The following is a 19,867-nucleotide window of genomic DNA, read 5'->3' on the forward strand; positions in this document are numbered from 1 at the left end:
GGGGGTTATGTTACGATATTTACAATTTTACCTGGGACAACTATCACTTTTTTAGGGGTTGATCCTGAAAGTTGATTCTTTGTTCTTTCATCTTCAAGAACATTTTTCTCAATTTCATCCTTACTCAGGTCCATGGGCAGCTCGATCGTAAATCTCATTTTCCCGTTAAAAGATACCGGATAATTCTTCTTGCTTTCTACAAGATACTTTTCCTCAAATTCCGGATAATTCGCAGTTGTAATGGATTTATCATGACCAAGTTTTTGCCAAAGCTCTTCTGCTATATGCGGTGCATAAGGAGCGATCAATACGGCTAGCGGCTCAAGAACTTCCCTGCTGGAACATTTCTGTGCGGTTAACTCATTTACACAAATCATAAAGGTGGAAACTGAAGTATTGAAACTAAAGTCTTCGATATCTTCTGTTACTTTTTTGATGGTTTTGTGCAAGGACTTCAGAGAATCTGCAGAGGCCTTCTTAGCTGAAACCTGAAAATCTGCCCCATTATGGTACAGCTTCCAGAACTTCTTTAGAAAATTGTGTACACCCGTAATTCCAGCTGTATTCCAGGGCTTTGCCTGTTCCAGTGGTCCCAGGAACATTTCGTACATTCTTAGTGTATCTGCACCATATCTTTCACAGATCTCATCTGGATTCACCACATTATATTTGGACTTGGACATTTTCTCCACTTCCCTGCCCACGATGTAACGACCGTCTTCCAACACGAATTTGGCTTCTGCGAATTCCGGTCTCCATTTTTTGAAACCTTCCACGTCAAGCTCGTCTGAAGCATTCACCAATGATACATCCACATGAATTGGCTGCACATTATTACCCTTGATCTGGGTGGCGGAAATAAAAACATTCTCTCCTTCCAGCCTGTATACAAAAGCACTGGTTCCCAGGATCATTCCCTGGTTGATCAACTTTTTGAATGGCTCTTCAACACTCAGTTTTCCTCGATCGCTAAGAAATTTAGTCCAGAACCTGGAATACAGCAAGTGTCCCGTAGCGTGCTCACTCCCACCAATGTATAGATCGACATTCTCCCAGTACTGCTGAGCCTCTTCAGAAACAAATACATCTGGGTTACCAGCATCCATGTATCTAAAAAGATACCAGCTACTACCGGCCCATCCTGGCATGGTGTTCAATTCCAGCTGAAATACCGTTGAGTTATTGATCTTATCATTAGAAACTACCTCATTTTTTTCAGTATCCCACGCCCAGTTGGTAGCATTCCCTAAAGGTGGTTCGCCAGATTCAGTAGGAAGGTATTTTTCAACTTCTGGCAATCTCAATGGAAGATGCTCAAGATCTATCATTTTTGGCAGTCCATTCACGTAGTAAACAGGAAATGGCTCTCCCCAATATCTTTGTCGGCTAAAGACAGCGTCTCTAAGCCTGTAATTTGTTTTACCATAGCCCTGACCTGTTTTTTCAAGCTCAAGGATCACCCGGTTGAGTGCTTCTTTGTATTCCAGCCCGCTAAGAAAATCTGAATTTGCGATTACCGTTCCTTCTTTCCCCGCATGTGCTTCCTGCGAGACATCAACGTCTTTGAAAATATTAGTTATGGGAAGATCGAAATGCCTTGCAAAATCATGATCCCGCTGGTCCCCGCAAGGAACAGCCATCACGGCGCCGGTTCCATATCCTGCCAGCACATAATCCCCAATCCAGATTGGAATTGGCTCTTTTGTAAAAGGATGTTCTGCATAAGCTCCGGTGAAAGCACCACTAATGGTCTTTACATCTGCCATACGTTCCCGCTCACTTCGTTTCGCTGTAGCCTCGATATAAGCCTCTACTTCTTGCCGGCGATCTTCAGTAGTTATTTTAGATACAAGTTCATGTTCCGGAGCAAGTGTCATAAAATTGACTCCAAAAATGGTATCAGGTCTAGTAGTGAAAACTTCAAATTCTGCATCGCTGTTCATTACTTTGAACGCAACCTGGGCACCTACAGATTTCCCTATCCAGTTACGCTGACTCTCCTTCAGACTTTCGGTCCAGTCCAGTTTATTCAGATCCTGCAGCAATCTTTCAGCGAAAGCTGAGATTCTCATGCTCCACTGAGTCATTTTTTTTCGAATAACCGGGTAACCTCCTCTTTCAGAAACACCATTAACGATCTCGTCATTTGCCAGAACAGTTCCCAGTTGCGGGCACCAGTTCACTTCAGTTTCAGCAAGATAGGTTAGTCGGTATTTTAATAAGATCTGTTCTTTCTCATCTTCAGCATATTGAGCCCAGTCTTCCGCAGAAAATTCAGCAATATCAGCATCACAGGCAGCGTTCACCCGGGTATTCCCTTCCGAAGAAAATAGCTCCACAAGTTCAGACACCGGCCTGGATTTTTCAGCTTCCAGATCATACCAGCTCTCGAATAACTGGATAAATATCCATTGTGTCCATTTATAATAATCTGGCTCGCTGGTACGCACTTCCCGACTCCAGTCAAAGGAAAACCCGATCTTGTCAAGTTGTTCGCGATAACGGGCAATGTTATTTTGTGTTGTAAGCGCAGGATGCTGACCCGTCTGAATCGCATACTGCTCTGCCGGAAGCCCAAAACTGTCGTATCCCTGTGGATGCAACACGTTAAAGCCTTTGTGACGTTTATACCTTGCATAGATATCACTGGCGATATACCCGAGAGGATGCCCTACATGCAGACCTGCTCCGGAAGGATATGGAAACATATCGAGCACATAGTATTTTGGTTTCTCAGAAGTATTGAAAGCTTTGAACGTCTGGTTTTCTGCCCAGTATTTCTGCCATTTCTCCTCAATCTTATTAAAGTGGTAACTCATGTGATATTTGCTTAACTAAATTCTTATGGCCTGCCCGGGAAAGTTTATAAACCCGAGTCACAGACAGCGGGATCTCTCCTGCCATTTTTATATGGACGCAAAAATACAATTTTAAAGGACTTTTATAGCGCTATGAATTAACACTTAAGGGTTTTTCTTGCCTGCTCTTCCATAGGCTTCAGGCATTCGTAGATCATTTTATTCACAGGAGTTTCGATTCCCAGTCGCTCTCCTTCCCTAACGATAAAGCCATTGAAGTTTTCGATTTCTGAAGGTTTTCCCTCCATAATGTCTCTTTGAGTGGAAGCTGTAGTTCCTTCTGGCTGATTTTCGATGATCTGGAACTCTTTTTCAAGGTGCTCCTCATTAAGCGCAATTCCCCGGGCATTGGCAACCTTCCTGATCTCTTCGGAAGTTTTCTTCATAAGATCAAACAGGTAGTCATTACTTCGAATCTTGTCGATACTTACCCGCGTGAGCCCTCCAATCCCGCTGATGGTACAGATAAACAAAAACTTTTTCCAGATCTCCAGTTGAATATTTTCCGGATTAAGAAAATCGATCTTAGCCTCTGAAAACACAGAGCATAATTTCGAAACACGTTCAGACCTGCTGTTATCTGCTTCGCCAAAAACAATCCTTGGCTCAAAAGAGGCGTGTTTGATCTTCCCAGGTTTTTCAATAAAACTTACGATAAAACATAAACCGGCAAGTACATTTTCCTTCGGAAGTACCCTGGTCAATTTCTCGTAATTATCGGCTCCATTTTGTAAAGGCAGCACGATCGTGTCCTTAGTTATGATATTTTTTAATGCTGAAGCAACCTCTGGCAATTGCCAGCTTTTAACTCCCAGCAACACTAGATCGGGTGTTTCAGCTTCACTTACTTTGCTTGTAACTATTTTAGGATACACGGTAATATCACCATTAATGCTTTCCAATTGCAGGCCTGATTCTTTGATCGCCCGCATATGTTCACCACGAGCAATAAAACTTACCCTATGACCCGATTCTGCCAGTCTCGCACCAAAATAACCACCTACACCTCCTGCACCGTAAACTAAGATTTTCATAAATGTGTTTTGCTCAAATGTACTTATTTCAATGCAAGCTGAAAATTAGCCGGCACAAACCCTGAAGCCACTTCTACCACATCCAATATTTTTAAAAGTTTAAACGTTTTAAATATTGAGAAAGCTGAACTTTCTTATTTTTACAAAAAATCTGAAGTCACTATATGACCACATCTTTTGAAAGGTATCAAAAACGCCGACTCATATCCTCCTATTTCTCTGTTGTGATTAGTATTGCACTGGTTTTGTTTCTTTTGGGAATGCTGGGTCTTTTGGTATTGAACACCAAAAAAGTGGCAGATCACTTTAAAGAACAGATAGCGCTAACGGTCTATTTAAAAGACACCGCCAAAGAAGTAGAGATCGAGCAATTGAAGAAAAGCCTGGCGATGGCTGAATATACCAAGACTACTACCTATGTAAGCAAGGAAGATGCAGCGGCAGCTCATAGTGAAGAAATTGGAGAAGATTTCATGGAATTTCTTGGATACAATCCGCTACAGAATTCTATTGATGTCTATATGAATGCCGATTTCGTTTCTTCGGAACAGGTGGATGAAATCGCGGCGGAGCTAACTTCCAAAAATTTTGTAGACGAAGTCGTTTATGACAAGCCGTTGATCGCATTGCTGAACGATAACGTCAAAAAAATAAGTCTTTGGGTGTTAATTGCCAGTACGGTATTTACCTTTATAGCCGTTCTGCTTATAAATAGCAGTATCAGGCTTGCGGTTTATTCCAAACGATTTATCATCAAAACCATGCAAATGGTAGGTGCCACCAAAGGTTTTATACGCAGACCTTTTATCTGGCAAAGTGTAAAACTGGGACTTATCGGGGCAATTCTCGCACTTATAGGAATGGCCGCAGTTTTATACTATCTGGACAACAGTTTTCAGGAACTTAACCTGCTTGGAGATGTAAAAATGCTGGTTATTTTATTTTCCGGGATCTTTTTAATGGGTATCATCATTACCTGGATAAGCACTTTTTTCGCGACATCGCGTTTTCTCAATCTAAAAACAGACGAACTTTACTATTAGGACATGAAAAAAGAGAAAGAAATTCACCAGGGAGGAAGTTTTAATACCGGATTCGTTTTTGGTAAAAGAAATTATATGTTCATGTTTATTGGTCTTGCTGTGATTGCGCTTGGCTTTATATTAATGTCTGGTGGTGGCAGTGAAGATCCCAATGAATTTAATGATGCCATTTACAACTTTCAACGTATTAGACTCGCTCCAACCCTTGTACTCATAGGATTTGCGATCGAAGTTTACGCCATCCTGTTGAACCCACATAAAAAATAATCAAATTTGGATTTATTAGATGCGGTGATCCTCGGGATCATCCAGGGACTCACTGAATTTTTACCGGTTTCCTCAAGCGGACATTTAGAATTAGGAAAAGCCATTCTCGGGGACACCAGTGTTCCGGAAGAATCGCTTCTCTTCACCGTAGTTCTGCATTTCGCAACAGCATTAAGTACCCTGGTAATCTTCAGAAAAGATGTATTTGAGATTATCAAGGGACTTTTTAGTTTTAAATGGAACGACGAAACCCAGTTTTCACTTAAGATCGTTATATCCATGATCCCTGCAGTAATTGTAGGATTACTCTTTGAAGAGCAGCTGGAAGCGCTTTTTGGTGGCAACATTCTGTTTGTAGGCGTCATGCTTCTGGTAACAGCAGTGCTTTTGTGGCTGGCAGACAAAGCAAAGGATACCGGGAAAAAGGTTAGTTATTCCAATGCTTTTGTTATTGGAATAGCACAGGCCATTGCAATGCTCCCTGGAATATCAAGAAGTGGAGCTACCATTTCCACCTCAGTCTTACTGGGAAATGATAAAACCAAGGCCGCGAGATTTTCCTTTCTTATGGTGGTGCCTCTTATCTTCGGAAAAATCGCCAAGGATCTCCTGGGCGGGGAATTGACATCCAGCTCCACAGATCTTACAGCACTTGCCGTTGGTTTTATAGCGGCTTTTGTAGCGGGACTTATAGCCTGCACCTGGATGATAAGCCTGGTTAAAAAAAGTAAGCTTTCCTGGTTCGCTATTTATTGTTTTATAGTGGGAATCGCTGCAATCATATTCTCCTATGCAGGATAAGCAATTCACAGCAGAAGAATTCAAAGCGGGACAAGTACTGCTTTTCGACAAACCATTGAACTGGACCTCTTTCCAGCTGGTCAACAAAGTAAGATGGCTTATAAGAAAGAGCTGCAATATTAAAAAGATTAAAGTTGGTCACGCAGGAACTCTTGATCCCCTTGCTACCGGACTTTTGATTATTTGCACGGGGAAATTCACCAAAACCATTCCCGATCTACAGGGACAGATCAAAGAATACACGGGAACCATTAGTCTTGGTGCCACAACTCCTTCTTTTGATCTCGAAACCGAATTTGATGCAACTTTTGAAACTGCTCATATTACGGAAGAAAAGTTGCTGGAAACCAGCAAAAAATTTATTGGAAAGATCGAACAGACACCTCCTGTTTTTTCAGCTTTGAAAAAAGATGGAAAGCGACTTTATGAATATGCACGGGAAGGGGAAAAAGTTGAAGTCAAAAAGCGACAGATCGAAATAGCTGCGTTTGATATTGAAAATGGTCATTTTCCCGATATAGACTTCAGGGTAGTTTGCAGCAAAGGAACATACATTCGCAGCCTGGCTCACGAGTTCGGGATGGCACTGGATAGCGGAGCACATCTTTCCGCATTGAGAAGAACCGGAATCGGAGACTATTCCGTAGAAAATGCCATGGACATCGAATCTTTCGAAAAATGTTTACCTTCACGGGAGAACAGTTGATAGAGGAAACTCTCGTCCCATGGATTTTTTTGACAAACACAAGGCTTTAATTATTACTTCGCTGCTATTTGCCGTACTTTTCCTCGCGCTGTACAATCTCAACATGGCTAACAAACAAAAAAGAGCCGGAGAAATGCTAGTGGATCTCGAGCAATTTCAAAAGGAAAAAGCTCCGGAAGAAAAACCTGAACAGCAGGAAGAACCACCTCAGCAAAAACAAAGAAATATCCAGACCAACAAGGCTTACAATGAAGATAAGGAAGCGCGGGACGCAGACATGAAAAACAAACTGGATGAGATTTTCCAAAAGAATAGTGCCAGCCAGGAAGCCGAGGAAAGCGAAGACACCCAGGGCGACGGAAATTACCAGGTAAGTAAGAAAACTGCAGATAAAAAGAAAGAGGCTTCTACCGGTGACGATTCCTCTGAAGAGAGCTCTCAGAGATCTGCAGTGTATGACTATAGCAGTATCTCTTTCTCCTTAAAGGGTCGTCGCGCAGTAAAGATCCCAAATCCTGTGTACACCTGTGATGTTGCAGGCAAGATCGTGATCAACATTCAAGTGGATGCGAATGGTTATGTTATTGACACCAGCCTGAATAAGGGCAGTTCTACTTCAGGTAATGAATGCCTGGTGGAAAGAGCGATGGAATATGCGGCTGGCGCAAGGTTTAGCAAGCTTGCAGGCAAGAACGAGCAGCCGGGAACCATCACATACTATTTTAGATCTTAGAATATGGATGAATTAAAACGATGTGGCTGGTGTGTAGGAGATGCACTTTATGAAGCTTATCATGACCAGGAATGGGGAGTCCCGGTTCTGGACGACCGTAATTTATTTGAATTTCTTACTCTGGAAACCTTCCAGGCCGGATTGAGCTGGATTACCGTTTTACGAAAAAGGCAGAATTTCAGGGAAGCCTTCGATGATTTCGATTACAGGAAGATCGCTTTGTACGAAGAACCTAAGATCTCAGAACTAATGGAAAATACCGGGATCATCCGAAACCAGTTAAAAATAAGGGCTGCCGTAAACAATGCGCGGCAGTTCATAAGAATTCAGGATGAGTTCGGAAGCTTTAGCGCCTATAACTGGAATTTCGTAGAGGGCACTCCCGTTCAAAATAAGGTTGAAGATTACAAGCAGGCGCCGGCGACTACAGCTATAAGTGACCAGTTATCAAAAGACCTGAAGAAACGTGGTTTTAAATTTACCGGCTCCACCGTGATGTACGCCCATATGCAGGCAACCGGGATGGTAAACGATCATGAAATTGATTGTTTTCGTTATGATGAAATCAGGAAACTGGGTGAAAAGATGAAGATTTAAAACACCTTCCTATTACTTCAGGTACTCGAGAAACTCTTCTCTAGGGATCTCCTCTGCTCCAAGACTGGATAAATGATCTGTATAAACCTGGCAATCTATCAAACGCACGCCTTCATTCTGAAGTTTTTGCACCATTTTAATTAACCCGAACTTGGAAGCGTTACTTGCCCTGGCAAACATACTCTCTCCGCAGAAAATTTTCTTATCCCGAAGGTAAATTCCGTAAAGACCTCCAACGAGATCATTATTATCCCATACTTCAGCTGAAATGGCTATACCCATTTGATGTAATTCCAGGTAAGACCTTTTGATGTCGGGAGAAATCCAGGTGCCATCCTGACCTTTTCTGAATACTTTTCCGCAGTGATCAATAACCGCTTCAAAATCCTGGTTGAAAGTGACCTGGAATTTGTTTTTGTTCAGATAAGGCCGCATGCTTTTTGATATTTTAAGCTTTTCAGGAAACAGGACCATGCGGGGATCTGGCGACCACCATAGAACCGGCTGACCTTCACTGTACCAGGGAAAGATTCCTGAATGATAAGCTTCCAGAATACGCTTGATCGTTAACTCGCGGGTAACAGCCAGGAAACCATCTTCATCTGCAAGCTCTACCGGCGGAAATTTATCATCTGGACCTATAAAATACACCTTGTTGAAATTGAATTGGACAAATTAAAAAAGTCCGATGAAAAAATCACCGGACTTTTAATTTTTATAAGACTACTGCTTAGAATGGCAGATCATCATAATCTTCTTCATTCAAATCGCTAGCTGGCTCAAACTGGTCTGGTGGTGGAACGTTACCACCTGAAGGTTGCTGAGCGGCGAGGTTCTCAATTCTCCAACCCTGTACAGAATTAAAGTATTTGGTCTCCCCTTGTGGGCTCACCCATTCTCTACCTCTTAGATTGATACCAACCTTAACCGGCTGACCTACTTTAAAAGCATCCAAAAGACTGCATTTATCCTGAACAAATTCGATCATGATATGCTGTGGATACTGCTCTTCTGTTGTTACAACCATCTCTCTCTTCTGAAATCCATTATTTCCGAAGGTTTTGGTCTCACCTATTAATTTGATTTTTCCCTGTACTTCCATTTTATCTCTATTTTGCTAATAATAATTTCCAGGCTTTCAATGGCTCATCCTGTTCAAGATAGCGTTGCGCCTGTTTGTGTATTTTTTCCTGTTCCCTGCTTTCAACTAATTCAGCTACCCCAGCTTCGTGCTGTTTAAAGTTTTCCACCTCAGCATCATCTGGCAGCGCTTCTACATTGCCAAGTTTTCCAAGATCGTTACCTGTTAGTACAGTGCTATTCCTAATCTTTTCTGGCATGGCATCCACGCCAATGCCTAAAGTAGAAAGCGGCTTCGGAACTTCGAACATTCCCGTTCTGGCTCTTGAATACCAATTGCCACCCATACGGGCTACCTGATCTATTTTGTACTGGTCGATATAGCCGTTGTCATCCAAAACTTCTTCCTTTACATGGATCTTCACCACGTGACAGATCACAAGATTTCCTGCTCCACCTTCAGTTCCGGTTTCGATGATATCAACGATTTTACATTCCATTTGAACCGGAGATTCCGCCACGCGGAATGGCTTCACCAGATCAGATTTCAGCATTGTGAGACCTGCTTTCTCAAACTCATTAACGCCTTCCCCATACTCGGTACTGGAAAGAGACATTTGCTGAACAATGTCATAATTTACAACATTGATCACCACCTCATCTACTTTTTTAGCGTTCTCAAAAGTATGTTTGGTCGTATTGTCCCGTCCCCTCCTGGCAGGAGAAAATATAAGAACCGGTGGGTTTGCACCGAATACGTTGAAAAAGCTGAAAGGAGAAAGATTTGGATTGCCTTCCTCATCAATCGTACTAGCAAAAGCTATGGGTCTTGGTCCTATGGACCCCAGTAAATACTGGTGTAATTTACCTGTTCCTATATCTTTTGGCTCTATGCTGAACATATATACTATTTTCGTCAAAGATAAAGAAATGCAGAGGGAATGAAAAGCCAAAGCATTACAATAAAAATCATTTTAAAACGCTTATATTTATTCTATAAAGCCGTAGTAATACATGAATCTACCCGACGAACGCAGCTTTAACCGCTGGTTTATCATTCTTTCCTGTCTTGTGGTTACCGCGCTGGTCCTTTGGAACACCAGCATCTTTTTTCAACGGCTTAAGGAAGACGAAAGAGCAAAGATGAATATATGGGCACAGGCGCAGGAAGAACTAAGTGCTGCTCCTGAAGATGCAGATCTTAGCCTGATTCTCGAAATACTGAATAACAACACGACCATTCCCATCATACACACCAATGAAGATGGCGCGATCGCTTACACGACGAATATTGACCCTGTGATTCTGGAAGATCGCGAAAGATTAGAAGATTACCTCATTGAGTTAAAGGAAGAAAATGAACCTATTGCCGTAGATCTTGGCGAAGGGCAGATCCAGAATCTATACTACGGAAATTCACCCGCACTTAATAAACTTAAATACTACCCAATAGGGCTTACGCTTATAGGCTTCCTATTTATTGGAGTCGTTTATTTTTTCTATACCACTACCAAAAACAGTGAACAAAATAAGTTATGGGCGGGAATGGCGAAGGAAACTGCGCATCAAATCGGGACTCCGCTAAGCTCATTAATCGGCTGGACTGAAATTTTAAAATCTGAAGATGTGGATCCTTCTTATATCAAAGAGATGGAAAAGGATATCGACCGTTTACAAACCATTACTGAAAGATTCTCCAAAATTGGATCGGCTCCCAATCTCAAGGAGATCAATATCGTAGAAGCCACACGGGAAAGCTTTGATTATCTTAAACTGAGAAGTTCCAATCTTATAGACTTCAGTATTCAAACTCCAAGGCAACCCATCTGGGTCATGCTCAATGAACAGCTTTATAGCTGGACCATAGAAAACCTGGTGAAAAATGCGATCGATGCCATGCGGGGCAAAGGGGAACTTATGATCGAGATCAAGCAGGACATCAAGCAGGCCCATATTTATATTACAGATACCGGGAAAGGAATAGACAAGAACAAGTTCAAAGTGATCTTCGAACCTGGACAAACTACTAAAAAACGAGGTTGGGGATTAGGCCTCTCCCTGGCAAGAAGAATTATCGAAGAATATCACCAGGGAAAGATCAGGGTAGCCAGAAGTGAGATAGGTAAAGGCACAACCTTCCAGATTAGCCTTAAAAAGATCTAGAAACTGCTCATTGTATCTTTTAACCAATCTGGTACAGGGGAAGTAGCGTTTTTGTTAAAGTCATACCATACCACAGTATCCAGACCTTCAGCACATATTTGACGCGCGTCGTCCACTACCAGGTGTTTTAGAGAAAAACTGGTATTCCCAATTTTATTCAGCTTCGTTAAAACCCGTGCGGTTCCCGGGTACCCTAAAGGTCTTTTAAAATCACAATTGGTGGAAACGAGCATGGTTCCCACATTTGTTTTCTGGTAGAAATCGTGTATACCTGTAGCCTCCCAGAAATTTACCCTTCCACTTTGCAGAAATCGCATAAATGTAAGATTATTCACGTGCTGGTACATATCCAGATCGCTCCAGTCAATTCGGAGTTCCAAACTCAGTTTAAAATCACGGATGTTTTTCAAAGCTCTACGTTCGCATGAATTTTATCTGCAAGTTCCTGAAATTCCTCTTCAGTCATTTTAACCTTATTAGAGAAGTTCATTTCGTCCATGGTGTTCAACGGAATAAGATGTACATGCGTATGTGGCACCTCAAGACCTATGACGGCCATTCCGACTCTCTTACAGGGAACGGTCTTTTCCAATGCCAGAGCAACACTTCTGGAGAAACGCATTAGCTCCTGGTAGACTTCTTCCTCAAGATCCCAGATCTTATCCACTTCCTTTTTGGGAATGCAGAGCGTATGACCTTTTCCGTTAGGATTCACATCGAGAAACGCAAGAAACTGACTGTTCTCTGCTACTTTGTAAGCTGGCACTTCTCCTCTAACTATTTTTGTAAATAATGTTGACATAATTATGGGTGTGGTTGGTTAGCCTTAAAATTAAAAAATCCTTTTCTCAAATCTTAAGAATAAGATGAAAGAAAAGGATCATATTTTAACTGTAATGAACTTTTATTCTCTCCAGATCTCGATCACGTCGAAAGTAACGGTACCGTTTGGCACTTGAATTTCAGCAGTGTCACCTACCTTTTTACCGAGCAGACCCTTACCAATTGGAGAGTCTACAGAGATCTTTCCAGATTTAAGATCGGCTTCGCTTTGTGCAACCAGCTTGTAGGTCATCTCAGCGCCATTGGTCTGGTTCTTAATTTTCACATGAGAATGCACTAAAACTTTTGAGGTGTCTAATTGAGATTCGTCGATTACTCTTGCGTTGGCTACCACTTCCTCCAGTTTCGAAATCTTTAACTCCAGTAATCCCTGTGCTTCTTTGGCAGCGTCGTATTCTGCATTTTCACTAAGGTCGCCCTTATCCCTGGCTTCGGCGATGGCATTTGATGCTTTTGGTCTTTCTACATCTTTTAAATGGTTAAGCTCATCTCTGAGTTTTTTCAAGCCTTCAGGGGTGTAATAAGATACTTTACTCATAACTTTATCGTTTTAAAATTCCTCGGAAACAACTCAAGGTTGGATTCCGGAATTAATAGCTTAATGATCTGGTAATTTTTATATTTCCACGACGTGGAAAAGCCCGGATCTACAAAATTTTAGTGCTCCGGGTTTAACTAATGTCTTTTAAATTGAAAAAATCCCATGATTAGCGGGATTTCTTTAAACAAATGTAAGAAATTTAATCTTTTAGCGCAATTATATTATTTTCGCCTCAACGCAAATTCTATGAAAAAAATCCTGAGTCTACTCGCTGTATATCTACTACTTACGTCCTGTTCAGGGACCGATGATTCATTTAACAACAACCCTAATCTGGCTGATTTGAATTTCAGGTTCCAGGTAAATTTATCCTTACCAGAATACAACAATCTTCAGTTCCCCGGAAATGCATATGCAACCTACAATTATGGAGTAAAAGGAGTGGTCATCTATAATATCAACAACGATCAATTTGTAGCCTTCGAACTAAGCGATCCAAACCATCCACCAAAATCCTGCTCTGCGATGAGCCTGAATGGAGTGATTGCAAACTGCAATTGTGATGATAATTCTTATAATGTGATCACCGGGCAACTTTCAGAAGGAGAAGGTGAATACGGTATGAAACCTTACAGGGTTGAGCGATCTGGCAATGTATTGCAGATATTCAACTAAAAAAAGCCTCCTCTTCAAACCCCTACAATTTGAAAAGAAGGCTGCAAAAATACATGGAAGCTGGTTAGAACTTCAATGTAAGACCCAATAAGAAATTTGTTGTAGCCTGTGGATAATACCCGGCTCCATCAAGCGTCTGCACTCCAGAAGGATTTGTATCACTACCAATATCGTAGGTAAAATAGTATCCATTGGAAACATATTCTTCTCCAAAGACATTATTTACCAGTCCGGTTAGCACGACCTCACGGAACATCCAGGCCTTGTTCCAGGTGTACTGTACATTAAAATCGTTTACGAAATAGCTGTCCAGTTTAGAATTTTCAGCTTCGACATTACTCATAAACTGATCGCCAACATACTTAGAGAGAAATTTAAGTTCGAGCCCGTCAACCGGTGAATATTCCAGCATGTTCGCAGCTACGATCTCTGGAGAATACGAAATATCTGTATCTCCATAGGATACCAGTTCTCCATCAAACGGAGAGACGAAGTCCACATTCTTATTTCGGCTTAAGGCGATATTTGGTCGAATATTGAATTTATCTGTTACTCTAACTGTTGCATCTACCTCTAGACCAAGTCTGTAGGAATTACCACTATTCTGGCGTATAAATGCACCCACATCATCAAGGCCACCGGTTAGTACCAGCTGATTCTGGTAATCCATAAAATACAGGTTCGTATTCAGGATAAAATTACTGCTTTGATGTCTCCACCCAAGTTCAAAATCATTCAATTCTTCTGGCTCCGGATCTCCATTTTCGTAGTCACCACGGCTTGGCTCTCGATGGGCCCGGGCGTAAGAAAGATAGAACTGGTCACCTTCGTTCAATTGATAGGTTAATCCAGCCTTTGGATTAAAGAAACTGAAGTTGTCATCATTTAAAAATCGGGTCTGGTCATCCAGAAGTCCATCGGTTTCATAACTCACAGTTCTTAATTGTAGATCCAGATATCCTCCAAGTTTTTCAGAAATCGCAAAGTTTGCTTTTCCGTAGATATTAAAGTCGGTTTTATCTGCCTGGTTGAAATAGTATGGTTCATAAGGATTGTTGTTTCGGGCGAACCTGGTATAGATCACCTCGCCATAATGATCGCCATCGTACTTGTTCCATCCTCCACCAAGGGTAAGATCCCAGTTAGTGGTTTCATAGTTCACGCTAAAAACAGTTCCGTAGAAATGATTATCCAGCCACTTGGTTCCTACAAGATCTGAAGAGGTAATTTCTTCTCCATTAGACATGAAAAGAGGCAGTCCAAATTCCTGGAGGTCTGCATCTTCTTCATATTCCTCGTAATATCCACGACCGTAGGTATAATGAAGGGCAAGGTTTGTAGACCAGTTAGAACCAAAATCCTGGTTCCACAACAACTGGTAGTGATCTTGCTTGTAATTATCTGTCTGCCCATCATAGAACTTCGTGTTTCCATCCTCGTCTGTATAGATCCCGGCAGGATTAAAAGTTCGATCGGTTTCAAGTGTTTCAGCATCAATCCCATACCAGGCTTGATATGTTCTTTCGCTACCACCAAAAGTAAGTGCTTTAATAAGTGTATTATCATCTACAAATGATCCCTGTAAAAAATACGATTTAAGATCACTACTTGCGCGGTCTATATAACCATCACTTCTAATTTTTGATGCACGTCCCGTAAAACTGAAATGATCATTAATAAGACCAGTGCTAAATTTAACGGTGTGCTTAAAGGTGTTATAGGACCCGATACTGTTCGCAATCTCAGCCTGGGCTTCTTCATTATATGCATCTGTAAGAATGTTAAGACTCGCGCCAAAAGCACCGGCTCCATTCGTGGAGGTACCCACACCACGCTGTAGCTGTAAATTTTCTACGGAAGATGCAAAGTCCCCAAGGTTTACCCAGAAAGTTCCCTGACTTTCGGAATCATTATAAGGCACCCCGTTGATGGTCACATTCACCCTGGTGGCATCACTACCACGCACCCGAATTCCCGTGTAACCAACACCGTTCCCGGCATCTGTGGTGGTAACAACATTGGGCATATAGCTCATAAGTACCGGAATATCCTGTCCCAGATTCCTGTCGGCAATTTCTTCATTGCTTAAATTGCTATAGGTAATTGGAGATTCATCGGTCACCCTTACTGAAGAAAGAAAAACTTCGTCCAGAGATTCCTGTGCACCGGCAAGATCAACATCTAAAGTCATGTCCTCGGTGAGATTTACCGTCCTGCTCTTCTGATTTCCGAAGGAAAATATTAGCGTATATTTTCCTTCTGAAAGTTGAAGCTCGTAATAACCATTTTCATTGGTAATGGTTCCAGATCCTGTACTTTGCAGGTAAACTGAAGCTCCATCAATTGGTGCTCCATTTTCAGTAACGGTACCGCTGAGTTTGTAATCCTGTGCATAGGCTTGAAGAGAAATTGCCAGCAGCGCCACAAAAGATAATAAATGTTTCATTCGCAAAATTTTCTACGAATAAAAGGGGCAATTATTCTTTCTTGATTTAGTTATAAAATAAAAAATCCTGAGATCACCAATACTGGCAAAAACAGGAGTACATACACCGCAGTTTCGTGCGTATCCCTTGGCAGCATTACCTGCCCAGGTTCATTGGGTATGATCTCAGCCCGTGAAGGCACCCCTTATGAGATTATGGCGCAAATGTAATATGCTTTTTTAGAAATGCAATACATTTGGAGAAAATTGGGAATAAAGTTTTAAAGGACACGGGAAGTTTATGCTAAATACAAAACGCTCTTTAACAGTAAAGGTTGTTGCAGGATATGTAATTGTTTCCATTCTCGCCGGGCTTGCTGTCTGGTATATTTATAACCAGGTACTTACCTATTCTGAAATTGCCCAGACAAATACTGAAAATACGCAGCAGCTCATCCTGGTATCTGAGATCTCCACCAACCTTAACGAATCTGAAAATACAAGCCGGCGTTTGATACAAACCGGAAACGAGGAAGAACTGCAGCTTTATAATTCCCAGATCGATAGCATCAAATCCAAGATCGATGAACTGGAGAAAAGTTATACGGAGCTTGATTTTGAAGACGAAGCCGATAGTATCTACCAACTTCTGGAACAAAAGACCGAAAACCTGAAGGAACTGGTTGCTTTACGAGATACCGACAGGAATACCAATTATTACCGTAAAGCACTTGGAGAACTTCGGAATATTGACCAGTCTTTTCAGGATTATAATTACGAGAACAGATTCAGGAACTTAAAATCATACCAGAAGGATGTACTGGTAAAATGGCTGGAATATTCAAGAGAAGACAATGCTGAGAATATTACTACTCAGCGCCTGGATTCGCTGGTCAAATCTGTTAAAAGAGTACTTACCGACCTGGAATTTGCCAACAGGCAGTTTCAGAACGAAGTGGTGCAAAAAGAAAATGAACTGCTTAATAATGATATGATCCTGAATCAGCAATTGCAGGGATTACTCTCCAATTTAGAAAAAAGCGAACGAGAAAATTCTCTGGAAAGGGCTGAGACATTCCAGAACATGCTGGACAAAACTTCCACGATCATTCTAATTGGGAGCTGTATCATCATACTCATCATTCTCTATTTTATCATCAATATTATTGGTGATATTACCAGGAGTCAGCGATACAGGGTGCAGCTGGAAGAAGCCAAGAATTTTGCAGAATCATTACTGGCCAGCAGGGAACAATTTATGGCCGCGATCACTCATGATCTTCGTAGTCCACTAACCACCGTAATGGGATATACAGATCTTATTCAAAAAACCGATCTTGATGAAAAGCAGGCTTATTACTTAAAGCAGATTAAAAAATCTTCAGAATTTATCCTGAGACTGGTGAATGATCTACTGGATCTCTCCAAACTCGAAGCGGGAAAAATGCTAATAGAGAAACTCGCATTTCAGCCCGAGAAGCTCATCGAGGATACCGTAAATAATATCATTCCTGCGGAAAGAACCAAGAATGTCTCCATTGAAATAAATGTTGCTCCGGAAGCGCAGGTACAGCTGGTAAGCGATCCCTTCCGGATAAAACAGATCCTGGCAAACCTGATCTCTAATGCCTGGAAATTCACTGAAGAAGGAAGCATTGTCATCGCTGCAAGTCTCATAAAACCAAAGAAGAATCAGGAAATTCTTGAACTAAGAGTCAGGGATTCGGGTATCGGGATCTCTAAAGAAAAACAGGATAGTATTTTCGAGGAATTCTCCCAGGAAGATAATAGCATTGAAAAGAAATTTGGTGGCACCGGTCTTGGACTTGCCATCACGAAGAGACTGGCGCATTTATTAGAAGGTGATATAAGAGTAGAAAGTGAACCCGGAGAAGGAAGTGAATTCATCATTAACATTCCTGTAGAAAAATACCAGGCTTCCAATGAAGTCCTAGAAGAATCTGCTCATATAATTGCAGAAAAAAATTATGCTGCTTCAGGATTAAAAGCGCTTGTTGTAGATGACGAACCCGGACAGTTATCGCTTACTGTGGAGCTATCAAAATCTATGGGATTTGAAATTGACACGGCTGCAAATGGCAAGATCGCGCTGGAAAAAATCAATGAGAAAGAGTATGATCTTATTCTAACAGATATACAGATGCCGGTTCTGGATGGTTTTGAACTTATCAAAAGGATTCGCAGTACCGATGAAATCATGCATCTTCCCGTCATCGCATTATCGGGGCGTACAGATCTTGAGAAACAGGTCTATATGGACGCTGGATTTGACGATAAGCTCCTGAAACCCTACAAATCTGCCACGCTGAAACATACAATCGCGGAAGTGCTTGATCTGGAACATCAGGAACAAATATCCGGCAGCGAACCGCTTGGATCTAAAGCACCACAAACCGGTTTCTATGACCTTTCTGAGATTTACGAATTTGCAAGCAAAGATGATGATGCCTTTAAGGAAATTATCAGGGCGTTTATCGAAGGAACCAGGGAAAGTATGAACCAGTTACAACGGGCCTGGGAGAGCACGGATAAGGACAGTTTAGGTAAAACTGCTCATAGAATGCTGCCTATGCTTAAACAGATGCAGGCACAGAGCGTTACTCAGGACCTTCTCATACTTGAAGAGAGAAAAAACATAGATGAGACAAGCTTTACCAACCTTATGGAAAAGCTCGAAAAACTGATACAGGAAATTGAAGAAGAAATTAAAGTTTAATCCCGTACTGCTTCAGCTTATTGTAAAGTGTTTTTCTATCTATCGATAGCATTCTGGCAGCCTTGCTTTTATTGCCATCGGTTTTCTCAAGAGCATCAAGAATTAGTTGTTCTTCGTTTTTATTCTTGAACAATCCGTAATCATTTTCCGTAGAACGACTGGAAGTCGCGATCTCATGAGGTAAAACTTTTAGCGGAATTAGATCTTCCTGGGTTAGCAATACTGCTCTTTTCACCATGTTCCGAAGTTCACGAAGATTACCAGGCCAGTTATAATTCTTGAAAGCATCAATAGCCTTATCTGTAAAGCCAAGCACATTTTTCTCCAGGTCATTGTTCGCTTCTTCGAGAAAATGATTGGCAAAGAGCATCAAATCTTCCTTACGCTCGCGAAGTGCAGGAATTTTTATAGAAAACTCATTAAGTCTGTGATAGAGATCTTCTCGAAAATCTCCTTCTTTTACCGCGTTCGACAGATCTTCATTGGTTGCTGTGACCACTCGAATATCTACTTCTATTTCGGTATTGCTCCCTACAGGTTTTACACGTCTTTCCTGAAGTGCACGTAATAACTGAACCTGAAGTTCATAACTTAGATTCCCGATTTCATCCAGAAACAATGTTCCACCGTTAGCGGCTTCGAAATGGCCTGTTTTGTCATTAATCGCCCCGGTAAAGGAACCTTTAATATGCCCAAAGAATTCACTGGAAGCTATTTCTTTAGGAATAGCTCCACAATCTACGGCTATAAAGGGTGCCGCATGTCTTTTACTTTCCAGGTGAATGCTTTTCGCGACCTGCTCCTTTCCAGTACCACTTTCACCAGTGATCAACACAGACATATTTGTGGGAGACACAAGCTCTACATAATCGGCAAGTCTTCGGGAAGGTTCACTAACCCCCTCTACAAGATCAAGTCTTTGTGTTGTTGAATTGGCTTTGCTGGCTTTCTTCGCTGGTTTCGAAGCAACTTCTTTTGGTGCTACGACCTTGGTTCTTAATGCATTTTCTATAGTCTGTAAGATGGATTCTGGTCGAAATGGCTTTGAAACATAATCGAAGGCTCCTTCTTTCATGGCATTTACCGCCATACTTATTTCAGCATAACTGGTCATCACTATAACCTGGGTCGCGGCATCCTTTGCCTTAACTCTTTTCAGAATTTCAAGACCATCATGATCTGGCAGGCGAACGTCGGTAAGTACAAGTTCAAAATTGCTTTTTTCAATTTTATTGAATGCTTCTGAAGCAGAAAATACCAGCTCAACCTTATACTCTCTTTTTTCAAGAAAGGTTGTAAGCATAGTACCGAAGGCAACATCGTCTTCAACGACCAGAACTTTAGACATAGAATAACTTTAGTGA

19 protein-coding genes are annotated in these 19,867 nt (G+C 41.5%); 9 read left to right on the forward strand and 10 right to left on the reverse strand.

The features are described 5' to 3' along the window. Positions 1-5: 5 nt before the first annotated feature. A complete protein-coding gene (leuS, locus tag G529_RS0105865; RefSeq protein ID WP_026914654.1) occupies positions 6-2,819 on the reverse strand; it encodes a leucine--tRNA ligase in 2,814 nt (937 codons plus the stop codon). A 137-nt stretch (positions 2,820-2,956) separates the two neighbouring features. Next, positions 2,957-3,892, reverse strand: a complete 936-nt coding sequence (locus tag G529_RS0105870; protein ID WP_026914655.1) for a ketopantoate reductase family protein — start codon at positions 3,890-3,892, stop codon at positions 2,957-2,959. 164 nt (positions 3,893-4,056) lie between these two features. On the opposite strand from G529_RS0105870, the gene G529_RS0105875 reads away from it, so the two are divergent. Genes G529_RS0105875 through G529_RS0105900 form a run of 6 tightly spaced genes read left to right on the forward strand, consistent with a single transcriptional unit; the run spans position 4,057 to position 8,039 of the window. After that, positions 4,057-4,935 carry a cell division protein FtsX gene (locus G529_RS0105875; protein WP_026914656.1) on the forward strand — a complete coding sequence of 293 codons (879 nt, stop codon included), beginning with the start codon at positions 4,057-4,059 and terminating at the stop codon, positions 4,933-4,935. A 3-nt stretch (positions 4,936-4,938) separates the two neighbouring features. Beyond that, a complete protein-coding gene (locus G529_RS0105880; protein WP_026914657.1) occupies positions 4,939-5,202 on the forward strand; it encodes a DUF3098 domain-containing protein in 264 nt (87 codons plus the stop codon). 6 nt (positions 5,203-5,208) lie between these two features. Further along, positions 5,209-6,003: an undecaprenyl-diphosphate phosphatase gene (locus G529_RS0105885; protein ID WP_026914658.1), complete on the forward strand. Its 795-nt coding sequence runs from the start codon at positions 5,209-5,211 to the stop codon at positions 6,001-6,003. Continuing rightward, complete coding sequence (truB, locus tag G529_RS0105890; protein WP_026914659.1) at positions 5,993-6,709, forward strand: tRNA pseudouridine(55) synthase TruB; 717 nt, start codon at positions 5,993-5,995, stop codon at positions 6,707-6,709. Before G529_RS0105885 ends, truB begins: the two co-directional genes overlap by 11 nt. Before the next feature lie 19 nt (positions 6,710-6,728). Further along, positions 6,729-7,442 carry a hypothetical protein gene (locus G529_RS0105895; protein ID WP_026914660.1) on the forward strand — a complete coding sequence of 238 codons (714 nt, stop codon included), beginning with the start codon at positions 6,729-6,731 and terminating at the stop codon, positions 7,440-7,442. Between the two features lie 3 nt (positions 7,443-7,445). Beyond that, positions 7,446-8,039: a DNA-3-methyladenine glycosylase I gene (locus tag G529_RS0105900; protein ID WP_026914661.1), complete on the forward strand. Its 594-nt coding sequence runs from the start codon at positions 7,446-7,448 to the stop codon at positions 8,037-8,039. Positions 8,040-8,051: 12 nt separating this feature from the next. Here G529_RS0105900 and aat read toward each other — a convergent pair whose 3' ends face one another. The 3 genes from aat to G529_RS0105915 all read right to left on the reverse strand — a co-directional run bounded on the left by aat (position 8,052) and on the right by G529_RS0105915 (position 10,021). After that, entirely contained in the window at positions 8,052-8,690 is a 639-nt protein-coding gene (aat, locus tag G529_RS0105905) for a leucyl/phenylalanyl-tRNA--protein transferase (RefSeq protein ID WP_026914662.1), read from the reverse strand. Positions 8,691-8,769: 79 nt separating this feature from the next. After that, the gene (locus G529_RS0105910) at positions 8,770-9,141 is read right to left on the reverse strand and encodes a DUF3127 domain-containing protein (RefSeq protein WP_026914663.1); all 372 of its coding nucleotides are present in this window, start codon (positions 9,139-9,141) and stop codon (positions 8,770-8,772) included. 7 nt (positions 9,142-9,148) lie between these two features. Beyond that, positions 9,149-10,021 (reverse strand): flavin reductase family protein, encoded by an 873-nt coding sequence (locus G529_RS0105915; RefSeq protein WP_026914664.1) that lies wholly within the window; start codon positions 10,019-10,021, stop codon positions 9,149-9,151. A 112-nt stretch (positions 10,022-10,133) separates the two neighbouring features. Here G529_RS0105915 and G529_RS0105920 point away from each other — a divergent pair, with 112 nt between their 5' ends. Continuing rightward, complete coding sequence (locus tag G529_RS0105920; RefSeq protein ID WP_026914665.1) at positions 10,134-11,282, forward strand: sensor histidine kinase; 1,149 nt, start codon at positions 10,134-10,136, stop codon at positions 11,280-11,282. Here G529_RS0105920 and G529_RS0105925 read toward each other — a convergent pair. From G529_RS0105925 to greA, 3 genes are all read right to left on the reverse strand, one after another. Beyond that, positions 11,279-11,692 carry an acyl-CoA thioesterase gene (locus G529_RS0105925; RefSeq protein ID WP_026914666.1) on the reverse strand — a complete coding sequence of 138 codons (414 nt, stop codon included), beginning with the start codon at positions 11,690-11,692 and terminating at the stop codon, positions 11,279-11,281. The two genes, G529_RS0105920 and G529_RS0105925, sit on opposite strands and share 4 nt — an antisense overlap. After that, the gene (locus G529_RS0105930) at positions 11,689-12,084 is read right to left on the reverse strand and encodes an HIT family protein (protein WP_026914667.1); all 396 of its coding nucleotides are present in this window, start codon (positions 12,082-12,084) and stop codon (positions 11,689-11,691) included. Before G529_RS0105930 ends, G529_RS0105925 begins: the two co-directional genes overlap by 4 nt. A gap of 102 nt (positions 12,085-12,186) precedes the next feature. Further along, entirely contained in the window at positions 12,187-12,663 is a 477-nt protein-coding gene (greA, locus tag G529_RS0105935) for a transcription elongation factor GreA (RefSeq protein WP_026914668.1), read from the reverse strand. A gap of 249 nt (positions 12,664-12,912) precedes the next feature. Here greA and G529_RS0105940 point away from each other — a divergent pair, with 249 nt between their 5' ends. Next, on the forward strand, positions 12,913-13,341 hold the full coding sequence (locus G529_RS0105940) for a Rieske (2Fe-2S) protein (RefSeq protein WP_026914669.1): 429 nt from the start codon (positions 12,913-12,915) through the stop codon (positions 13,339-13,341). 64 nt (positions 13,342-13,405) lie between these two features. On the opposite strand, the gene G529_RS0105945 is transcribed toward G529_RS0105940, so the two are convergent. After that, positions 13,406-15,787, reverse strand: coding sequence for a TonB-dependent receptor (locus tag G529_RS0105945; protein ID WP_026914670.1), 2,382 nt, complete (start codon positions 15,785-15,787; stop codon positions 13,406-13,408). A gap of 280 nt (positions 15,788-16,067) precedes the next feature. On the opposite strand from G529_RS0105945, the gene G529_RS0105950 reads away from it, so the two are divergent. Next, on the forward strand, positions 16,068-18,503 hold the full coding sequence (locus G529_RS0105950; RefSeq protein ID WP_026914671.1) for a hybrid sensor histidine kinase/response regulator: 2,436 nt from the start codon (positions 16,068-16,070) through the stop codon (positions 18,501-18,503). Here G529_RS0105950 and G529_RS0105955 read toward each other — a convergent pair. Then, positions 18,493-19,851 carry a sigma-54-dependent transcriptional regulator gene (locus G529_RS0105955; RefSeq protein ID WP_026914672.1) on the reverse strand — a complete coding sequence of 453 codons (1,359 nt, stop codon included), beginning with the start codon at positions 19,849-19,851 and terminating at the stop codon, positions 18,493-18,495. The genes G529_RS0105950 and G529_RS0105955 overlap by 11 nt on opposite strands. Positions 19,852-19,867 lie beyond the last annotated feature (16 nt).

Source organism: Christiangramia portivictoriae DSM 23547, from assembly GCF_000423045.1.
In the GTDB taxonomy this organism is placed as follows: Bacteria; Bacteroidota; Bacteroidia; order Flavobacteriales; family Flavobacteriaceae; genus Christiangramia; species Christiangramia portivictoriae.

Bases quoted from the DNA above. Each gene is read 5' to 3' on its own strand.
- leuS (WP_026914654.1), bottom strand. From the start codon at position 2,819: ATGAGTTACCACTTTAATAAGATTGAGGAGAAATGGCAGAAATACTGG.
- G529_RS0105870 (WP_026914655.1), bottom strand. From the start codon at position 3,892: ATGAAAATCTTAGTTTACGGTGCAGGAGGTGTAGGTGGTTATTTTGGT.
- G529_RS0105875 (WP_026914656.1), top strand. From the start codon at position 4,057: ATGACCACATCTTTTGAAAGGTATCAAAAACGCCGACTCATATCCTCC.
- G529_RS0105880 (WP_026914657.1), top strand. From the start codon at position 4,939: ATGAAAAAAGAGAAAGAAATTCACCAGGGAGGAAGTTTTAATACCGGA.
- truB (WP_026914659.1), top strand. From the start codon at position 5,993: ATGCAGGATAAGCAATTCACAGCAGAAGAATTCAAAGCGGGACAAGTA.
- G529_RS0105895 (WP_026914660.1), top strand. From the start codon at position 6,729: ATGGATTTTTTTGACAAACACAAGGCTTTAATTATTACTTCGCTGCTA.
- G529_RS0105900 (WP_026914661.1), top strand. From the start codon at position 7,446: ATGGATGAATTAAAACGATGTGGCTGGTGTGTAGGAGATGCACTTTAT.
- G529_RS0105910 (WP_026914663.1), bottom strand. From the start codon at position 9,141: ATGGAAGTACAGGGAAAAATCAAATTAATAGGTGAGACCAAAACCTTC.
- G529_RS0105915 (WP_026914664.1), bottom strand. From the start codon at position 10,021: ATGTTCAGCATAGAGCCAAAAGATATAGGAACAGGTAAATTACACCAG.
- G529_RS0105920 (WP_026914665.1), top strand. From the start codon at position 10,134: ATGAATCTACCCGACGAACGCAGCTTTAACCGCTGGTTTATCATTCTT.
- G529_RS0105930 (WP_026914667.1), bottom strand. From the start codon at position 12,084: ATGTCAACATTATTTACAAAAATAGTTAGAGGAGAAGTGCCAGCTTAC.
- greA (WP_026914668.1), bottom strand. From the start codon at position 12,663: ATGAGTAAAGTATCTTATTACACCCCTGAAGGCTTGAAAAAACTCAGA.
- G529_RS0105940 (WP_026914669.1), top strand. From the start codon at position 12,913: ATGAAAAAAATCCTGAGTCTACTCGCTGTATATCTACTACTTACGTCC.
- G529_RS0105945 (WP_026914670.1), bottom strand. From the start codon at position 15,787: ATGAAACATTTATTATCTTTTGTGGCGCTGCTGGCAATTTCTCTTCAA.
- G529_RS0105950 (WP_026914671.1), top strand. From the start codon at position 16,068: ATGCTAAATACAAAACGCTCTTTAACAGTAAAGGTTGTTGCAGGATAT.
- G529_RS0105955 (WP_026914672.1), bottom strand. From the start codon at position 19,851: ATGTCTAAAGTTCTGGTCGTTGAAGACGATGTTGCCTTCGGTACTATG.